General features: G+C 37.0%; 15 protein-coding genes. 6 read left to right on the top strand and 9 right to left on the bottom strand.

What is annotated here, in order from left to right:
- Positions 1-187: 187 nt before the first annotated feature.
- Together WMO42_RS05550 and WMO42_RS05545 are read left to right on the top strand one after the other, a co-directional pair.
- Entirely contained in the window at positions 188-811 is a 624-nt protein-coding gene (locus tag WMO42_RS05550; RefSeq protein ID WP_008396996.1) for a helix-turn-helix domain-containing protein, read from the top strand.
- 83 nt (positions 812-894) lie between these two features.
- Positions 895-2,193, top strand: coding sequence for a tyrosine-type recombinase/integrase (locus tag WMO42_RS05545; protein ID WP_055164152.1), 1,299 nt, complete (start codon positions 895-897; stop codon positions 2,191-2,193).
- Positions 2,194-2,476: 283 nt separating this feature from the next.
- Here WMO42_RS05545 and ftsH read toward each other — a convergent pair whose 3' ends face one another.
- The 7 genes from ftsH to WMO42_RS05510 form a co-directional block, all read right to left on the bottom strand.
- On the bottom strand, positions 2,477-4,735 hold the full coding sequence (ftsH, locus tag WMO42_RS05540; protein WP_022501967.1) for an ATP-dependent zinc metalloprotease FtsH: 2,259 nt from the start codon (positions 4,733-4,735) through the stop codon (positions 2,477-2,479).
- A 139-nt stretch (positions 4,736-4,874) separates the two neighbouring features.
- The gene (locus WMO42_RS05535) at positions 4,875-6,488 is read right to left on the bottom strand and encodes a CTP synthase (protein ID WP_022501968.1); all 1,614 of its coding nucleotides are present in this window, start codon (positions 6,486-6,488) and stop codon (positions 4,875-4,877) included.
- 147 nt (positions 6,489-6,635) lie between these two features.
- Positions 6,636-7,424, bottom strand: a complete 789-nt coding sequence (locus WMO42_RS05530; protein WP_349191768.1) for a 4'-phosphopantetheinyl transferase superfamily protein — start codon at positions 7,422-7,424, stop codon at positions 6,636-6,638.
- Positions 7,425-7,431: 7 nt separating this feature from the next.
- Complete coding sequence (locus WMO42_RS05525) at positions 7,432-9,201, bottom strand: ABC transporter ATP-binding protein (RefSeq protein WP_116444066.1); 1,770 nt, start codon at positions 9,199-9,201, stop codon at positions 7,432-7,434.
- 19 nt (positions 9,202-9,220) lie between these two features.
- Positions 9,221-10,939, bottom strand: a complete 1,719-nt coding sequence (locus WMO42_RS05520; RefSeq protein WP_055173984.1) for an ABC transporter ATP-binding protein — start codon at positions 10,937-10,939, stop codon at positions 9,221-9,223.
- A gap of 48 nt (positions 10,940-10,987) precedes the next feature.
- Entirely contained in the window at positions 10,988-12,154 is a 1,167-nt protein-coding gene (gene fliB / locus WMO42_RS05515; RefSeq protein WP_349191766.1) for a flagellin lysine-N-methylase, read from the bottom strand.
- 100 nt (positions 12,155-12,254) lie between these two features.
- Positions 12,255-12,788, bottom strand: a complete 534-nt coding sequence (locus WMO42_RS05510; protein WP_022501973.1) for a hypothetical protein — start codon at positions 12,786-12,788, stop codon at positions 12,255-12,257.
- 152 nt (positions 12,789-12,940) lie between these two features.
- On the opposite strand from WMO42_RS05510, the gene WMO42_RS05505 reads away from it, so the two are divergent.
- From WMO42_RS05505 to WMO42_RS05490, 4 genes are all read left to right on the top strand, one after another.
- Positions 12,941-14,473, top strand: coding sequence for an ABC transporter permease subunit (locus WMO42_RS05505; RefSeq protein ID WP_349191765.1), 1,533 nt, complete (start codon positions 12,941-12,943; stop codon positions 14,471-14,473).
- Complete coding sequence (locus WMO42_RS05500) at positions 14,460-15,200, top strand: amino acid ABC transporter ATP-binding protein (RefSeq protein WP_022501975.1); 741 nt, start codon at positions 14,460-14,462, stop codon at positions 15,198-15,200. Before WMO42_RS05505 ends, WMO42_RS05500 begins: the two co-directional genes overlap by 14 nt.
- Before the next feature lie 166 nt (positions 15,201-15,366).
- Positions 15,367-16,314 carry a DUF6709 family protein gene (locus WMO42_RS05495; protein WP_055306248.1) on the top strand — a complete coding sequence of 316 codons (948 nt, stop codon included), beginning with the start codon at positions 15,367-15,369 and terminating at the stop codon, positions 16,312-16,314.
- Positions 16,311-16,556: a hypothetical protein gene (locus WMO42_RS05490; RefSeq protein ID WP_022501977.1), complete on the top strand. Its 246-nt coding sequence runs from the start codon at positions 16,311-16,313 to the stop codon at positions 16,554-16,556. Before WMO42_RS05495 ends, WMO42_RS05490 begins: the two co-directional genes overlap by 4 nt.
- Before the next feature lie 213 nt (positions 16,557-16,769).
- On the opposite strand, the gene WMO42_RS05485 is transcribed toward WMO42_RS05490, so the two are convergent.
- Together WMO42_RS05485 and WMO42_RS05480 are read right to left on the bottom strand one after the other, a co-directional pair.
- Entirely contained in the window at positions 16,770-17,558 is a 789-nt protein-coding gene (locus WMO42_RS05485; protein ID WP_055306249.1) for a prolipoprotein diacylglyceryl transferase, read from the bottom strand.
- A gap of 119 nt (positions 17,559-17,677) precedes the next feature.
- Entirely contained in the window at positions 17,678-18,325 is a 648-nt protein-coding gene (locus WMO42_RS05480; RefSeq protein ID WP_242854081.1) for a YkgJ family cysteine cluster protein, read from the bottom strand.
- Positions 18,326-18,455 lie beyond the last annotated feature (130 nt).

Genomic DNA, 18,455 nt, shown 5'->3' with positions numbered 1-18,455 from the left:
GTTCCTTTTTGAAGAAAGGATTAGCCTTTTTTAAAACTTGCGTTACGCAATTCTGATTAAAGTATATATCTTTTATAACGCTATGTCAAGCCTTACGAAATTCTATCATCTTTTATAGAATTGCGTATTGCAATATATCGTGTTATGTGGTATAGTAATGACATACCGAAAAAGGAGGTTCGCAAGTATGTTAAAAGATAAAGAATTGCGAAAGACAATCGGTAGCAGAGCAAAAAGCCGTAGACAGGAGTTAGGATTGAACCAGCCTTATGTCGCTGAAAAAATGGGCGTGACAGCCTCAACCATTCAGAGATACGAAGCAGGAACGATTGATAACACCAAGAAAATGACCTTAGAAGGTCTGGCAGATGCACTTCATGTATCTGTGGAATGGCTGAAAGGTGAGACGGACGAATACGAAACAGACATTACGGATAAAAGAGAATTACAGATTCGTGATGTGATGACTTCCATTCTGAATAAGCTCCCTTATGATATGGAACAGTCCGAAAGTGATTTTTCCAAAGACCTGCTACTACTGATGTTACGGGAATACGAGCTGTTCGTGGATTCGTTCCAGTTCGCTTGTAAGAATTTCAAAGGAAATACAGATAACAAAATGCTCGCCCAGACAATGGGGTTTGAATCCAATAAGGAATACAATGAGATTATGTTCCTTAGAGAAATCACCCACACCGTCAACGCATTGAACGATATGGGCGATATTGTAAGACTGTATTCTAAGAATCCTGAGACAGCGAAAAATCGACTAGCCAATCTTTTATCAGAAAAAGATCCCGATTCGGTATAGATAGGCAGACGGAGCTATGATATACTTACACGCAAGAAGCATTTCACCAGTTCCGATTGCCGATATCGAAAGGAGAAACGATTATGGCAAAAGGTTCTGTAAGGAAGAAAGGCAAGAAATGGTACTACCGCTTTTATGTGGAGGATGCAAGTGGTAACTTGGTTCAGAAAGAATTTGCAGGTACGGAGAGCAAATCAGAGACAGAGAAAATGTTACGCAAGGCTATGGAGGATTATGACGCAAAGAAATTTCTAGCCAAAGCGGACAACCTCACACTCGGACAGATGCTAGATGTATGGGCAGAGGAAGATTTGAAAACGGGTTCACTTAGCAACGGTACAGTCGGTAACTATTTACAGGCAGTAAACAGGATTAAACAACACCCAATCGGAAACAGAAAACTAAAGACAGTCACTTCGGAGCATTTGCAGAAGTTTATGGATTTACTTGCATTTGGCGGTGAGGAAGGAAATTTTAAGTCAAAGGGTTACACCATCGACTATATCCGTTCTTTCCACGCAGTCCTGCAACAGTCCTTCCGATTTGCAGTCTTTCCAAAGCAGTACATCACATTCAATCCAATGCAGTATGTGGTAATGCGTAGGAAAGCCGAGGAAGATGTGGATTTGTTTTCTGATAATGATGAGGATGCAGAGGTTATCAACCCGATTACACCAGAGCAGTATCAAACGCTTATGGAGTATCTGGAAGAAAGAAACAAGCCTGCTGTCCTGCCGGTACAGATAGCGTACTACACAGGTCTTAGACTTGGAGAGGTATGCGGACTGTCTTGGAGTGACATTAACTTTGAGGAACAGTATCTGACAGTACGAAGAAGTGTCCGTTACAACGGAGCAAGGCACAAGACCGAGATTGGTCCGACAAAGCGAAAGAAAGTCCGTATCGTGGATTTCTGTGATACGCTCGCTGACATCTTAAAGAAAGCGAAAAAGGAACAGAGAAAGCAGGTATTCAGTTACGGAGAACTCTATCAGAGGAACTACTACAGGGAAGTTAAGGAAAAGAATCGTATCTACTATGAGCTTTATCATTTGGATGGCACAGAGGACATTCCGCTTGATTACAACGAGATTAACCTTGTATGTATCAGACCGGACGGAGCATACGAAGCCCCTGCAACGGTTGAGACAGCTTTAAGGACAGCAAGGAAACGATTGTCGGAGCTTGATGATAATTTCCACTTCCACACCCTGCGACACACTTATACCACAAACCTGCTCTCAAATGGAGCAGCACCAAAGGATGTACAGGAATTACTTGGACACTCGGATGTAAGTACCACTATGAATGTCTATGCACACGCTAACCGAGAAGGTAAGCGAAACTCAGCCCGACTACTTGATAAGGTGGTTGGAGAATAAAATCGAATAAGAAAAACTTTCCCTTGTAGATACCTCATAAGGGCAAAAACAAGGGAAAAGGATACATATAGAGTGGCAAGGCATACCGCCAAGTCGCATAAAATAAGGAAAGTTGAGATTTTAGTTATACAAACAAGAATTTATTTATATAAAATAAATTGTTCCGTAGCTTATACTATATATTAATATTAAAAACAGCAGGAAGATATTATGAATTTCCAATATCTTCCTGCTGCTTATATACATCAGCTTATATGCTTTATTATTCTATTATAATTGTATGTTACTCATTATTGCTGTTATTAAATATACCTGGCTTTTCTACGTTAACAGTGCTCTTCGCAGTATCTTTATTATCTGCATTCTCCTGCTTATCAGCTTCCAGTGTACCATAAGCTGTTGAAGAAGTATCTGCCTGAGTTCCATATTCTGAAGAACCCAATGATGTATTATCCGCTCCAGATGAAGCTGAATTAGATGATGTATCTCCTATTCCCTTCCATATATCACTCTCTGTAGGTCCGTTAAGTGTAGATGAATAACTTCCGTCTTCATTAAATGTTACACTCTCGGCGACCTTTTCAGAATGTGTAAAACCTGTTGTATCAACTGGTTCTGGAATACCTTTGACCTCGCGGAATATCTTCATAAATTCCTTACCTGTAATTGTTTCGTGATCATAAAGGTAATGGGCAATCTTGTCAAGGACATCTCTGTTCTCTATAAGAAGCTGCTTAGCTTCCTCATAACATTCCTTTAACATATTCTTGACTTCTTCATCAATCTGTGCGGCTGTTTCATCAGAACAGTCAAGTCTTGCATTACCATTAAGATAAGGGTCATCAACTGTTGCCAGATTCATAAGTCCGAATCTGTCTGACATACCATACTGTGTAATCATAGCCTTGGCTATCTTAGTAGCCTTTTCTATATCATTAGCAGCCCCTGTTGTAACTTTGCCAAAGACAATCTCCTCTGCCGCACGTCCAGCAACTAAAGTTACAAGTCTTGCCATAAGCTCATCTTTGTTCTGTAAGTACTTTTCTTCTTCTGGAACCTGCATTACATAACCTAATGAACCCATAGTTCTTGGTACAATAGTAATCTTCTGTACTGGCTCTGAGTCTTTCTTTAAAGCTGTAACAAGTGCGTGTCCTACCTCGTGGTAAGCAACTGTCTGCTTCTCTTCCTTGCTGAGCACCCGGTCTTTCTTCTCTTTACCAGCTATGACAACTTCAACTGCCTCAAATAAATCTTTCTGTGATACATACTTTCTTCCTGCCTTAACTGCAGCGATAGCAGCTTCATTAATCATATTGGCAAGATCTGAACCTACTGCACCACTTGTTGCAAGTCCGATTTCTTCAAAATTAACTGTATCGTCCATAAGCACATCTTTAGAATGTACTTTAAGCGTTTCAATACGTCCCTTAAGGTCTGGCTTGTCAACTATAACTCTTCTGTCAAGACGGCCTGGTCTAAGTAACGCCTTATCAAGAACTTCTGGTCTGTTAGTAGCCGCAAGTATAAATATACCCTTTGATGAATCAAAACCGTCCATCTCTGCTAATAACTGGTTAAGTGTCTGTTCTCTTTCGTCATTACCGCCGCCATATCTTGAATCACGGCTCTTACCAATAGCATCAATCTCATCTATGAATATGATACAAGGTGCCTGCTTGGTAGCTTCTTTAAAAAGGTCTCTTACTCGTGAAGCACCAACACCTACAAACATCTCAACAAAATCTGAACCTGCAAGTGAGAAGAATGGTACATTAGCCTCACCAGCTACTGCCTTTGCAAGAAGTGTCTTACCAGTTCCTGGAGGTCCTACTAAAAGTGCACCCTTTGGAAGCTTGGCACCAATCTTTGAATACTTATCTGGATTATGAAGAAAATCCACTATCTCTGTAAGCGACTCCTTCGCCTCATCCTGTCCTGCTACATCTTTAAATGTAACACCTGTCTTCTTCTGTACATATACCTTAGCGTTATTCTTGCCGACACCCATGCCGCCCATCATACCGCCGCCTTTGGATATTCTTCTATATACAAAGGCAAATATTACATATATGAATAAGAATGGTAATACATATGCAACCAGAAATTCTACTATTGATGAATTAGAATCTGGTATATAACCTGAGAATTCAATACCTTTTCTCTTGAGTAATGGAACAAGTGTGTCATCATTAACATATCCTGTATAGTATGTGTAGCCTAACTTGTTCGCTTCCGGAGTATCCCCTGCACTGTCAACTGGTGTAATAAGAATTCTATCCTGTTCAAGTGCAACGCTCTTTACTTCATCATTATTAACCATCTCTATGAACTCATTATAAGTTATCTCCTTATAAGTAGCATTCTTTACGAGATTGTTAAGCATTGTTATTCCAATAAATGTAATAACCGCAGCAATTATAATAAAGACAATAAGACTGGTGTTCTTAGGCTTTTTATTATTGTTATTATTGCCGCCACCATTATTCCTGTTATTATTATTACCACCACCGTAATTATTACCGTTGTTGTAATTATCCATTCGGCTTCTCCATTCCTAGTTCTTTATACTCTCATCGTCTGATAACTTATCATTAACAGACAATACCCATTATAAAGAAGGAATATTTATAAATCAACCTTTAATAAAAGGTTTCATACTATTTATTTTTTATTAAGATTTAGTTATTCTTTTCCTGATACTCAAGTGCCGCGCCAATAAATCCTCTGAATAATGGATGTGGTCTGTTAGGTCTTGACTTTAATTCTGGGTGAGCCTGTGTTGCTAAGAACCAAGGGTGCTCCTTAATCTCTATCATCTCAACAATTCTTCCGTCTGGTGAAATACCTGAAAGCTGCATACCATTTTCAACAAGAACTTTTCTGTAGTCATTATTTACTTCATATCTGTGTCTATGTCTTTCATTAATAGTTTCTTCGCCATATAATTCATATGCCTTAGAATCCTTGGCAAGCACACAAGGGTATGAACCAAGTCTTAAAGTTCCACCGATATCGTCAATACCTTCCTGATCTGGCATAAGGTGAATTACTGGATGTGTTGTATCTGGCTTTAACTCAACACTGTGCGCATCTTCATATCCAAGAACGTCTCTTGCAAATTCTACGATTGCAAGCTGCATTCCAAGGCACAGACCTAAGAATGGCACGTTATTCTCTCTTGCATATTTTATAGCCTGAATCTTTCCTTCTACACCTCTGTCACCGAATCCACCTGGTACAAGAATACCTGATACATCTGATAATAATTCAGCGGCATTATCCTTAGTAACTGTCTCTGAGTCAATCCATTTGATTGTGACATCAGCAGAATTATATACACCGCCGTGCTTTAATGCCTCAACTACTGAAATATAAGCATCGTGAAGCTGTATATATTTACCTACTAATGCAACTGTAACCTTCTTAGTTGGATTTTTCCAAGCCTTGCACATAGCTCTCCACTCATCTAAATCTGGTTCTGGACAATCAAGCTCTAGACATTCGCAGGCTACCTGTGCAAGATGTTCTTCTTCCATAGCAAGTGGTGCATCGTAAAGTATCTCAACATCAAGATTTTGTAATACGTGTGTCTTTGGCACGTTACAGAATAATGCAATCTTATCCTTAATACCAGGTTCAAGTGGGTGCTCTGTACGGCATACTAAGATATCTGGCTGAATACCCATTCCCTGTAATTCCTTAACACTTGCCTGAGTAGGCTTTGTCTTCATCTCGCCTGAAGCCTTAAGATAAGGAATAAGTGTAACGTGTATAAGAATAGCATTTTCGTGTCCAACTTCGTGCTGGAACTGTCTGATTGCCTCTAAGAATGGCTGTGATTCGATATCACCTACTGTTCCACCAACCTCGATAATTGCAATCTTAGTTTCATCAGTTGAATAATCTCTATAAAAACGGCTCTTTATTTCATTAGTTATATGAGGAATTACCTGAACTGTTCCTCCACCAAAATCGCCACGGCGTTCCTTCTGTAATACAGACCAGTATACCTTACCTGTTGTTACATTAGAATTCTTATTAAGACTTTCATCAATAAATCTTTCATAATGTCCAAGGTCAAGGTCAGTCTCCGCACCATCATCTGTTACGAATACTTCACCGTGCTGGATTGGGTTCATTGTTCCCGGGTCAATGTTAATATATGGGTCGAACTTCTGCATAGTCACCTTAAATCCACGTGCTTTTAATAATCTACCGAGTGAAGCTGCTGTGATTCCTTTACCAAGACCTGAAACTACACCACCTGTTACAAATACATATTTTACAGACATTATTCCTCCTATCCGCCTTTCGGCTTACACATTAATCAACATTCCTACATTATTTTCAACATTATACAGTCATAAATTGCAAATTTCCACATTTTTTTATAATTAAATCTGTATTAATTCTGATACATTTATTTCATTTTATAATCGTTAATAAAATGTCTTTTCTATGGCAGATATGACGTATTCTGACTTAATATTATTAAGCTGGACAATATTAATATTAGTTATCTTATCTTTATTAATATAACCATTAATAATATCCTCCCCTTTATCATTCTTCTCATATCTGAACTCAGTATCTGATATGGTGAGAGCTATTCCCTGTCCTGTATATTTGGAATATGCTTCCTTTAATGTCCATATTCTAAGAAAACGGTTCTCATCTTCGCCAATCCACCGACATTCATTATCAGTAAAAAATCTTCTGGCAACCTTTAAATAATTCTTTCTTGTATGCTCTATATCCACACCAACTGCATTTTCTGATATGGCACATACAACATAATCTCCTGTGTGGGAAAGATTAAAATGTATATTCTTATCCGCATACTCCGGCTTATTATTCGCAGTAAGTTTGATATCATAATCATAAGCCTTATCATATCCGCTGATAAGCTTATTTATATCTATATCATATTCCGAATTACTTTCCCATAAATGTCCTGCGTGGATATTCTCTCTTTCCCGCTTGGAAGCCTCAATTAGATAATTCTTATCTACACAATTCCCAGTTATATAATTATGAGCTATATAATTCCCAGCTTCATAGTCCTTTGTCGCATAATTAAGAAGAAGCCCTGCAACAAGGCTTCTCCTCTTATCTTCCATATATTGATATCTGTCAATCTTCTCCTGCCTGTACTCTGGCACAAGCATTTTCCCAGTGTTAAACATATCCTCGGTTACATCAGATATGTCCGTTATATACAATCTCATATTCTTCCTATGCTGTTGCTGTATCGAACTGGCTCTCATATAAGTTCTTATAAAATCCGCCAGCCGCAAGCAGTTCTTCGTGATTACCCTTTTCTATAATATGTCCGTCTTTCATAACAAGTATAACATCTGCTGACTGTATTGTAGAAAGTCTGTGGGCAACTATAAAGCTTGTTCTTCCTTCCATAAGCTTGTTAAATGCGTTCTGAATTTTTATTTCAGTTCGGGTATCTATAGATGAAGTTGCCTCATCAAGAATAAGCATTGGTGGTCTTGTAAGCATAATTCTTGTTATGCACAAAAGCTGCTTCTGCCCCTGTGAAAGACTTCCTCCGTCCTCACCAATCACTGTATCAAACCCATTAGGAAGACGCTTTATAAATCCGTATGAGTATGAAGCCTTAGCTGCCTCAATAATCTCTTCTTCTGTGGCATCCGGCTTTCCCATAGTGATATTCTCCCTGATAGTTCCTGCCTTAAGCCATGTTTCCTGTAATACCATACCAAAACCGTGTCTTAATGAATATCTTGTCATATCCCTTATATCAACACCTGATACATCTATGCTTCCTGAATTAACATCATAAAACCTCATTAAAAGGTTGATTACTGTTGTCTTACCACAGCCTGTAGGACCTACAATCGCAATCTTCTGTCCCTTCTTAACGTGAAGTGTGAAGTCCTCTATAAGCTTTCTGTCTGGTGTGTATGAGAAGTATACGTTATTAAGGTCTACCCTGCCATCAATATCTGTAACACTAACTGCTGATGGTGCATCTGGAATTTCTGGTTCTTCCTCTATAAGCTCGAACATTCTTCCTGCACACGCAATGGCATTCTGAAGCTCTGTTATAACGCCTGATATTTCATTAAAAGGCTTAGTATACTGTGTAGCATAACTTAAGAAGCTTGATAACTGTCCAACTGTTATGCCTCCGCCTATTGCAGAAAATGCACCTGCAACAGCTACTGCTGCATACACAAGGCTGTTGACAAATCTCGTCGATGGGTTAGTTATTGATGAGAAGAATATAGCTCTTAAAGAATACTTCTGTAATCTTTTATTAATCTCGTCGAATTCTTCTACTGCCCTTTCTTCATAGCCGTATGCCTTTACAACCTTCTGTCCGCCAATCATCTCATCAATAAATGCCGTCTGCTCACCTCTTGTTTCTGATTGGAGCTTGAACATTGAAAATGTCTTCTTAGCAATAAAGCTTGCAACAAATAATGAAACCGGGGTTATAACAACAACTACAAGTGTAATCTTTACATTTATTGTAAGCATAAATATAAGTGTTCCTGCAATTGTAAGCACACCTGAAAAGAACTGTGTAAATCCCATTAAAAGACCATCTGCGAACTGGTCAACATCGGCAATTACACGGCTTACAATATCACCATATGACTGTGCGTCAATATATTTAAGAGGAAGCTTCTGTAACTTTTCCATAGCCTCATCTCTTATATCTCTTGTAACGTGGTAAGTTATCTTATTATTGCATATATTCATTATCCACTGTGACAGTGCTGTTATGGCAACAACAATTCCTATTGTTATAAGCACCTTTGTTATGCCTGCAAAATCAACATTGCCCGGTCCTATAATATGGTCAATTCCTCTACCAACAAGAATTGGCACATACAATGTAGAAGCAACTGTTACAGCAGCCATAAGGATTGATATAACAAGAAATCCACTATATTTCTTTATTCTTTTTAATACTTTGCCAAGCGTAGACTTCTGCGCTTCTCTTTTATCCTTATTATCTTTCATAACTAATCTCCATTCTGACCTATGACTTGAACTGTGAATTATATATTTCCCTGTATACTTCACAATTCTCCAAAAGTTCTGTATGTGTACCTATTCCTGCAACCTCACCATCATCAAGCACGATAATTTTATCTGCGTGCATAAGTGATGCTGAACGCTGTGATACTATAAATACTGTAGGATTATTAGGCATCGTTCTTATAGACTTTCTAAGTGCCGCATCTGTAGCAAAGTCAAGAGCTGATGCACTGTCATCAAGAATAAGGACATCTGGCTTTTTAACAACTGCCCTTGCAATTGTAAGTCTTTGTCTTTGTCCACCTGAAAGGTTCTTACCACCCTGTTCAATCATATAGTCAAGGCGGCCTTTCTTCTTATCAACGAATTCCTTCGCCTGTGCTATTGCAAGTGCATCATCTATCTCTTTATCTGTAGCATCTGCCTTAGCCATCTGGATATTCTTTCTTATGCTTCCTTTGAATAATACTGCCTTCTGCATTACTATTCCGACTTTGTCCCTTAACTGTTCTATATTAATATCTTTAACATTAGTTCCATTTATTAATACTTCGCCACTGGTTGCATCATAAAACCTTGGTATAAGTCCGACAAGACTTGACTTACCTGAACCAGTACCACCTATTATACCGATAGTCTGTCCCCTGTAAGCCTTAAAATTAACGCCGGCAATACTTGTATCACCAGCTCCATTATACTTAAGGGCAACATTCTTAAATTCTACGACAGGAACATTTTCTTTATATGCTGATAAATCCATACTGCCATCCTTCATACTTGGCTGCACTTCAAATATTGACTCAATTCTTCCTGCACAGGCAAGAGCCTTAGTTATATTAATTACAAGATTAGCAAGCTTGATAAGCTCAACAAGTATCTGTGACATATAATTGTAAAGGGCTACAACCTGTCCCTGCGTAAGACCACCTTGATTAACTCTTATCGCACCAACCCATATAAGTGCAATTATTGAAACATTAACAACTGTGTAAGTAAGAGGATTCATAAGACCTGAAATCTTACCTACGAACTTCTGCAGATGATTAAGTTCTTCATTCTTATTCTTAAAACGTGCAAATTCATCGTCCTGCTTATTAAATGCTCTTATTACTCTTACACCTGTAAGATTTTCCCTTGTTATTCCAAGAATTGTATCAAGACCTGCCTGTACCTTCTTATATAAAGGTCTTGTTCCTATCATAATTCCAAATACTATAACGGCAAGGACTGGTATAGCTGCGACAAATATAAGTGCCGCCTTGACATCTATTGTAAATGCCATAATCATAGCACCAAATACAATAAATGGAGAACGTAAGAATAATCTTAATACAAGATTAACACCATTCTGAATCTGGTTAATATCACTTGTCATTCTTGTCATAAGAGTTGACGTTCCAATGTCGTCCATCTCCGTGAACGAAAGTGACTGTATATGCTTGAATAAAGCATGCCTTATTCCTGTAGCACAGCCAACTGCCGCCTTGGCACTGAAATACTGTGCTGTTATTGAACATACAAGACCTATAATCGCAAGGCCTAAAAGCATAAGGCACATTTTTACTATATAAGCTGTGTCCTGCTGTCCGATGCCTCTGTCAATTATAGAAGCAACTACCAATGGAACGAATAACTCAAAGAGTGCTTCAAGCATTTTAAAAAGTGGTGCTAACACACACTCTTTTTTTAATTCTTCCAGATACTTTAGAATCATCTTCATTACTCTTTACCTCACTTGTCCTTATCTTTAAACAGCCAATGGATTATCTTACTCTAAATCTATAAGCTCTGATAAAAGATTCTCATATGCATACGCTCTCTTGCTCATAAAATATTGATTATACACTTCATAATTATAATATGAATGTTCATACTGTCTTGAATACAGATGAGCAAGGTCTACCTTCCGTGTAAATGAAAGTTCTTTGTTATTATACCACCAGTCTGCAATATTCAGCATTTTAATTGCAATTATTCCAACAATACCGCCCTTGACTTTTAAAAGCAGATTATAATCATATACTGAATCAAGAAAATATCTGTACAGATAATACATAAGAAGCTGTTCATATTCAGTTTCATCTTCCTTGTGGTATTCGTCAAATTCCTGAACAACAGCCCTGAACTGCTCTGCACTTGTACATTCCTCAAAGAAATTATTAACTTCCTCTGTGTATATATTCCAATCTTTATTAATAACTTCCATTCCCTCAAAACTTTCAAAGAACTTTCTTATATGCTTATATGTATCTTTCTTTCCAGCAGCAATACGCCTTGCCCTGTTTAACTTATTTTCCCTGTAGTCTTCCTTGGCAAAACGTCCACATACACCTACTATAAGTTCATCTCTTTCTCTATCAAGATAATCCTGTATGTTCCTTGCAAACATCAGTATAAGCACGCATCTTTCCATTATCGTGTAATCTCTGTCCGTGGCTATATTATAAGCTATAATTCTTGCCTGCCTTAACTGTACAAAGGTAAGTGGGTCTATATCATTGTAGCTGTTAATCTGTTCCCTGTTCTTTACCTCTCTGAATTTAAGCTCGCCCTTATATCCTAATATAAGCTCACCTGCTGTCTTACAGGATGGTGCAATTCCAATCTCCCTTGTATTGCCGTATTCATTAATAAATCTTGGAAACTCTGCACACGTTTCACACAGTTTATCCTTACCAAGCTTGATATAAATCTCACACAAATTCTTCTTATTAAGAAATGGACATCTTCCCTCTTTTAGCGTAAATGTACAGCCACCATCTTCAGATGGCACCATAACACTTCTTAACTTATTGCCAAATGACCCAATCACTCTCCTATACTGCTTGTACGACTCTTTATCAACATCAACATCCCAGCCTGCACAGCATGTATCCGTACATTCTCCCGCTATACATTTAAAATTCTTATAATAATCTGGTGTAACTATCTTCATTTAAGCCTGCTCTGCCTTTCTTTTAGTGTACTTCTGCTTTATATATCCTAAGCTATTCATACAATTTAACCCTTTATATTTTCTAATATTCGTATATTTTCTAAACCTGTTGTGTCTTTCTGCCTGTTATAAGTGAATATATTGAAGTTATTGTAAGCACTGCAAATACTGCCACTCCAATAAAAAATGTATAGAACATATAAGGATTATTCTGTAAAAACACTGCAGCTGACGATGTATACACATCATTAAGTGTCACGCTTACTCCAAGTATATTGGCATACTGTGGATATTTCACCATTGTAAGCATTGCAAAATAATACACAGCTATAAGCTCTGGCACACTGCATACAAGTGAAACAGCTATGCTTATTGTCCTTATAATAAATGTATTATTATTCACCAGCTTTCTTGCAAGCACGCTGAATACTACCGAAGCCACCATAAATACCATAAACATAACATAATCATCAACCATCGAAGCTACCCTGTTAAACATATCTTCTCCGGATATTCCCTTATAAGTAATCATCAGCACATAGAAATTATATATCGTCCTTATTCCCATAAAAAATGCACCAATAATAACAACCCTGAATATAATATTTATAATCTTATTATCATTATTCTTCATATAATTCCTCATCTCCTTTAGTAATCACGCTATCTTTATATTTTACATTATTTCTAATATAATTCAATATTTATAATTTTACTTTTTATCATTGAAATATGATACATAATCTGTGTATAATTATAACATTATAATTAAACGAAAGGATTAAAATGATGAACACTAAAAAGCTCTCAACATTCAAACGCCTTTTTATGCTCTCTGTTGTGCTTGTGTTAAGTCTTGCAAGCACATTGACACTTACTGCCTGTGGCAGTAAAATTCCAGAGAACACTGTATTTTCAGTAGATGACCTTGCTGGAAAGTCAGTCGGCGTACAGCTTGGAACTACAGGTGACATATATGTTTCCGATATGGAATCTGATGGTTCAGGAACTAAGGTTGAACGATACAATAAAGGAAATGATGCAATTCAGGCTCTTAAGCAGGGCAAGATTGATGCTGTTGTAATTGATGCACAGCCAGCTAAAGCATTTGTTGCTGCTAACAACGAACTTATGATTCTTGATGAAGAATTTGTTACAGAAGAATATGCTATATGTCTTGCCAAGAACAATTCATCACTAACAGAAAAAGTCAATGAGGCGTTAAATGTCCTTATTGCCAACGGAACAGTTAATACAATTATCAATAATTATATTGGTGAAAATGCCTCTAAAGAGGCATATGTACCTACAAGCTCAGGTTCTAACGGAACTCTTACTATTGCTGTTAACGCTTACTTTGAACCTTATGAATATTACAGCAATGGCAAGGTGTGTGGTATTGATATCGATATTTCCAATGCCATAGCTGATTACCTTAATATGAAGATTGATGTTGAAGATATGGAATTTGATTCAATTATTACTGCTGTATCTTCTGGAAAAGCAGATTTTGGTATATCTGGTATTACTGTTACAGAAGAACGTCTGAAGAATATTGATTTCTCAATCCCTTACACAACTTCAAGCCAGGTTGTTATCGTAAGAAATAATGATATTAAAGCTTCTGGTTCTAGTTTTGCTGATAAATTCAAGAGTGATTTCATTGATGATGCAAGATACCAGTATCTTCTCACAGGTTTAAGAAATACTCTTATTATTGCAATATGTGCCGCACTTATCGGTATTGTAATAGGTTTCCTTATTGCAATCGTACGTTCTAACCACGATAAGACAGGTAAGATGAAGGTGCTTAACTTCCTCTGCAACATTTATCTCACAGTTATACGAGGAACACCTACAATGGTACAGCTGCTTATTATATACTATGTAATATTCAGCTCAGTACATATTAACAAGATTGTTGTTGCACTCCTTGCCTTTGGTATTAACTCTGGTGCTTATGTTGCCGAAATCTTCCGTTCAGGTATTATGTCAATTGACAACGGACAGTTTGAGGCCGCACGAAGCCTTGGTCTTAACTATAGACAGACTATGATTCAGGTAATACTTCCACAGGCATTTAAGAATGTACTTCCAGCACTTGCCAATGAATTTATCGTACTCTTAAAAGAGACATCAATAAGTGGTTATATCGGTCTTAACGACCTTACCCGTGGCGGTGATATTATCCGAAGCATAACTTATGATCCAATGCTTCCACTTTTCGGTGTTGCACTTATATATCTTGTACTTGTTGTGATTCTTTCATCACTTGTAAAGAAACTTGAAAGGAGATTAAGAAGCAATGAACGACACTAATGTAATTCTTGAAGTAAAAAATCTTAAAAAGACATTTGGCGACCACGTTGTACTTAAGGACATTAATACAACTATTACCAAGGGCGAAGTTATTGCCATAATAGGTCCTTCCGGCTGTGGTAAATCTACATTTTTAAGATCACTTAATCTACTTGAAGTTCCTACTTCAGGACATATCATATATGAGGGCAATGACCTCACAGAAAAGGGTGTAAATGTTGATAAATTAAGACAGAGCATTGGAATGGTATTCCAGCATTTTAATCTCTTTCCTAATATGACAATCAAGAAAAATATCACTCTTGCACCTACACAGTTAGGACTTATGAGCAAAGAGGATGCTGACAAGAAAGCCTTAGAGCTTCTTGAACGTGTTGGCCTTTTAGACAAAGCTGACTCTTACCCTGATATGTTATCTGGTGGACAGAAGCAGCGAGTTGCAATAGCAAGAGCTCTTGCTATGAACCCAGAAATTATGTTATTTGATGAACCTACTTCTGCCCTTGACCCTGAGATGGTTGGTGAAGTACTTGCAATTATGAAAGAGCTTGCCGCAGATGGTATGACTATGATGGTAGTTACACACGAGATGGGCTTTGCAAGGGAAGTCGCTACACGCTGTATGTTCATTAATGAAGGTATGATTGAAGAGGACGAAGCTCCTAAGGAATTCTTTGATAACCCAAAGAGTGCACGACTTAAAGATTTCTTATCTAAAGTATTATAATAATAATATCCAAAAGCTTATTTTAATATTTTAAGAATTAAGCTATAATAAATAATAGTAATTAAGGCAGGTGTTAATTATCATATAATCTGATGTATAATTAACACTTGCTTTATTATTTAGTACCTGTACTAAAGATTAATAAATCACATCGAGGAGGAGCTATATGGAACAATTCAAAAAAGACCTGATTACAACAGGCCGTCCCAGCTTTATTCCAGCACTAATATTGGGAATAATCGCTATTATATCAGCAGTTACCGGAATTGCTTTTGAATTCAGCCGTTATGATAATTTCGACCCAACACATAAAGGTCTTGCACAGCTTAACGCTATATATCTTATGGGACCATTCGCCGAGGAAACTACTAATGGAAAAGTAACTGCAAGATATTATATTGCAGAGGACACCAATGGATATTTATGTGTGATAAGCACTAACAAGAATACTTCAGTACCTGTATATGGACAGGATTTTACTGACGGCAATGACATTTACTCTTTCACACCACAGACACTTAAAGGTAACAGAGTTAAAATATCTGCAAAGCTTGCTTCCTACCTAGTTAAATACTTCAAAAACTCAGGTCTTGGTATTACTACTTCTAACTACACTGATTACTTTGGAAGCTATTATCTTGATACTAATTACAACCGGCACCAGCTCTCTATTGTATTTTATATATGTTCCGGCATATTGGCATTTGCAGCTATTATGTTATTCATATCAGGAAACCGTAATGGTGCATTTATCAAGCAGAAAATGGCACAGCTTGAAGCCGATGGTTCTCTCAACGCCTTATATGAGAACTTTGCTACTAATAAACATTTTTTCTCTAATAAGTTAAAACTCGCTGTATCACCTGATTACATTATTGACCTGAATCGTACCACCAATGGATTTAATGTTATTCCATTAGATACTATTACCAATGTTTATGTATGCAATATAGCTGACGGCAAGCTTACAGGCACTAACTATATTGCCCTGGAGGTTGAATTCGGCAACAGAATAACTATTGCTCCTCACGAGGGTGAGCTGACTGAATATAATTATGTAGTCAATAACATAAGACATTTTATTAAAGAAAGACACGGGGAGGCAGATGCATGATAGTTATTTACAGTTATGGTACAATATACAAAAAAGATGCTGATACTGGTGTTTTCCAGTGTCCTAACTGTGGACATATAACTCCACACGGCTTATACAGACGAATTAACCGTGTTTCTATATTCTATATACCTGTTATTAATATAAGGGGTAAAAGCGGCGAAACGTGTGAATATTGCGGATTTGTACGCCCACTAAATATAAGCGATTACAGAAAGGCTAAGAAAGCTGCAAGACAGTAATTAAGCAGATTATTGTTATACACTTGTCCATACTAATACGGCACCGGCAATGTAATATTAAATAAGCACTCTTATACTTGACCTATGTCTCTAGTGCTGTAGATTTAGATTATTGACACAATAAAAAACAGATGATTAATTATGTATCTATACAGCAGACCAGAACTAAATTCCGGTCTGTTACAGGAAAATCACATAATTAACCATCTGTTTTTAAGACTGCATTTTCTTCTTTCCAATAATAAGAAGGACCACACCTGCTGCAATAAAGAATATTGATATAAACTGCGATGTTGAAAGAATACCTATCTCGCCCCTGTAATCATTTCTTAAGAACTCAATAAGAAATCTTCCAATCCCATATAAAATCATATATAAATAGCCAATTCCACCAGCTGGAAGCACAAGCTTTCTACCATCTTTCTTCCTTATTGTATAGCCTATAAAATGTGCAACCGCAATAAGTATTATCATATGAATTATATTAGCTCCTGCTGATATAAGCTGTGTAGGAATAAGCTTTACACCTGCTGGTGCCTGAGAACCCACTGGGAATATCACGCCAAATGCACTGTCTGTCACACGTCCATAGCAACAGCCTGCAAGATAACAACCTATTCTTCCAAAGCCCTGTGCTAATGCTATCTCCGGCATTATAAGATCAAAATACTCAAGGAAATTAATCTTCTTAATCTTACAATAAAGCATACTGCAAAGCACACCTGCTATAATTCCTCCATACACAACAAATCCTGATGAACCTAATACCTCTTTAGGATTTTTAATAAAGCTGTCAAATTCAACTATTATAAATAAAAGTTTTGCTCCAGCAAATCCTGTAAGTCCTGCGATTATCGCTATATCTATAACCGACTCGTCCTTAAGTCCAAGTTTCTTTGCCCTGTATTCACCAAGAATCATAGCAAGTATAAATCCAAGTGCTATCATAAAGCCATAGCCGTGAACGGTCAGCCCTCCTATTTTAAACAAATCTGTCTTCATATATATCCTCTTTTCTTTAAATTCCAAACATCTTTATATTAATAATTATCTTTATATCAGAAGCGTTCCACATTCCAAGCATTTCTATATTAACCATCATCTTTATATCTGAAGCCACTCTACATTCCGAACATCTCTATGGATTTATCAAGTCTTTCCTTGAATTCTTCAAAGAATTTATCTGCTTCGTAACCTTTCATGTAAAATGTTCTGAGATTATACATATTAAGTATCTTAATCTGTTCCTCAGAAAGTCCTGCCAAGGCTCTCTGAACCTTCTTAATATAACTATGCCATTGTATCACATATGAATTATAACTTTCAATATTATCAATTCCTATCCACTTGCGTACTTTTATCTTAGTCAGATTATCTTTATTACATTCACCCTTCTGTAATATATAATAAAAATGCTCATCATCTTCCCAATATCTTCCTAACGGAAACATTCTGCATATGCCAGGCCTGTAATTATGTATTGTACATCTGTTATCAGCTCCAAGAAATGAACAGCCATTACTAACTGTCTGCATTTTAATATTAGGAAGTATACAGCCATCTACCATATTAAGCTCAATATTAGTATCCAGAAGCTGCTCAAATGTCTTTCCTGTGCCAATTCCAAGCCTGTAACAATCATAAGGATCAAGCACTATTGTTCTGCCCATTCCTATGCAGCATATCTTCTTACAGCCCTGGCAAGAATTCGTATCTGTCTTTACCATATCATTTTCTCTATATAATCTTCCATCACTAATATCTTCCAATCCTACATCTCTTAACATTATGTCACGTCAGCACCTTTCCTGTTATTTAAAATTTCATCTATCAAATTAAATTTTCATCTATTAAATTATAATCTCATCTAACATATTATAATCTCATCCGTCAAATATC

The organism is Lachnospira sp. CLA-JM-H23 (genome assembly GCF_040096425.1).
Taxonomy (GTDB): domain Bacteria; phylum Bacillota; class Clostridia; order Lachnospirales; family Lachnospiraceae; genus Lachnospira; species Lachnospira rogosae.
Note: the sequence above shows the minus strand (reverse complement) of the source record. Positions and strands in the feature narration are given on the sequence as shown.

What these genes read in the sequence shown, in the direction of transcription:
- WMO42_RS05550 (WP_008396996.1), top strand. Translation starts at nt 188, where the DNA reads ATGTTAAAAGATAAAGAATTGCGAAAGACAATCGGTAGCAGAGCAAAA.
- WMO42_RS05545 (WP_055164152.1), top strand. Translation starts at nt 895, where the DNA reads ATGGCAAAAGGTTCTGTAAGGAAGAAAGGCAAGAAATGGTACTACCGC.
- ftsH (WP_022501967.1), bottom strand. Translation starts at nt 4,735, where the DNA reads ATGGATAATTACAACAACGGTAATAATTACGGTGGTGGTAATAATAAT.
- WMO42_RS05535 (WP_022501968.1), bottom strand. Translation starts at nt 6,488, where the DNA reads ATGTCTGTAAAATATGTATTTGTAACAGGTGGTGTAGTTTCAGGTCTT.
- WMO42_RS05530 (WP_349191768.1), bottom strand. Translation starts at nt 7,424, where the DNA reads ATGAGATTGTATATAACGGACATATCTGATGTAACCGAGGATATGTTT.
- WMO42_RS05525 (WP_116444066.1), bottom strand. Translation starts at nt 9,201, where the DNA reads ATGAAAGATAATAAGGATAAAAGAGAAGCGCAGAAGTCTACGCTTGGC.
- WMO42_RS05520 (WP_055173984.1), bottom strand. Translation starts at nt 10,939, where the DNA reads ATGAAGATGATTCTAAAGTATCTGGAAGAATTAAAAAAAGAGTGTGTG.
- fliB (WP_349191766.1), bottom strand. Translation starts at nt 12,154, where the DNA reads ATGAAGATAGTTACACCAGATTATTATAAGAATTTTAAATGTATAGCG.
- WMO42_RS05510 (WP_022501973.1), bottom strand. Translation starts at nt 12,788, where the DNA reads ATGAAGAATAATGATAATAAGATTATAAATATTATATTCAGGGTTGTT.
- WMO42_RS05505 (WP_349191765.1), top strand. Translation starts at nt 12,941, where the DNA reads ATGATGAACACTAAAAAGCTCTCAACATTCAAACGCCTTTTTATGCTC.
- WMO42_RS05500 (WP_022501975.1), top strand. Translation starts at nt 14,460, where the DNA reads ATGAACGACACTAATGTAATTCTTGAAGTAAAAAATCTTAAAAAGACA.
- WMO42_RS05495 (WP_055306248.1), top strand. Translation starts at nt 15,367, where the DNA reads ATGGAACAATTCAAAAAAGACCTGATTACAACAGGCCGTCCCAGCTTT.
- WMO42_RS05490 (WP_022501977.1), top strand. Translation starts at nt 16,311, where the DNA reads ATGATAGTTATTTACAGTTATGGTACAATATACAAAAAAGATGCTGAT.
- WMO42_RS05485 (WP_055306249.1), bottom strand. Translation starts at nt 17,558, where the DNA reads ATGAAGACAGATTTGTTTAAAATAGGAGGGCTGACCGTTCACGGCTAT.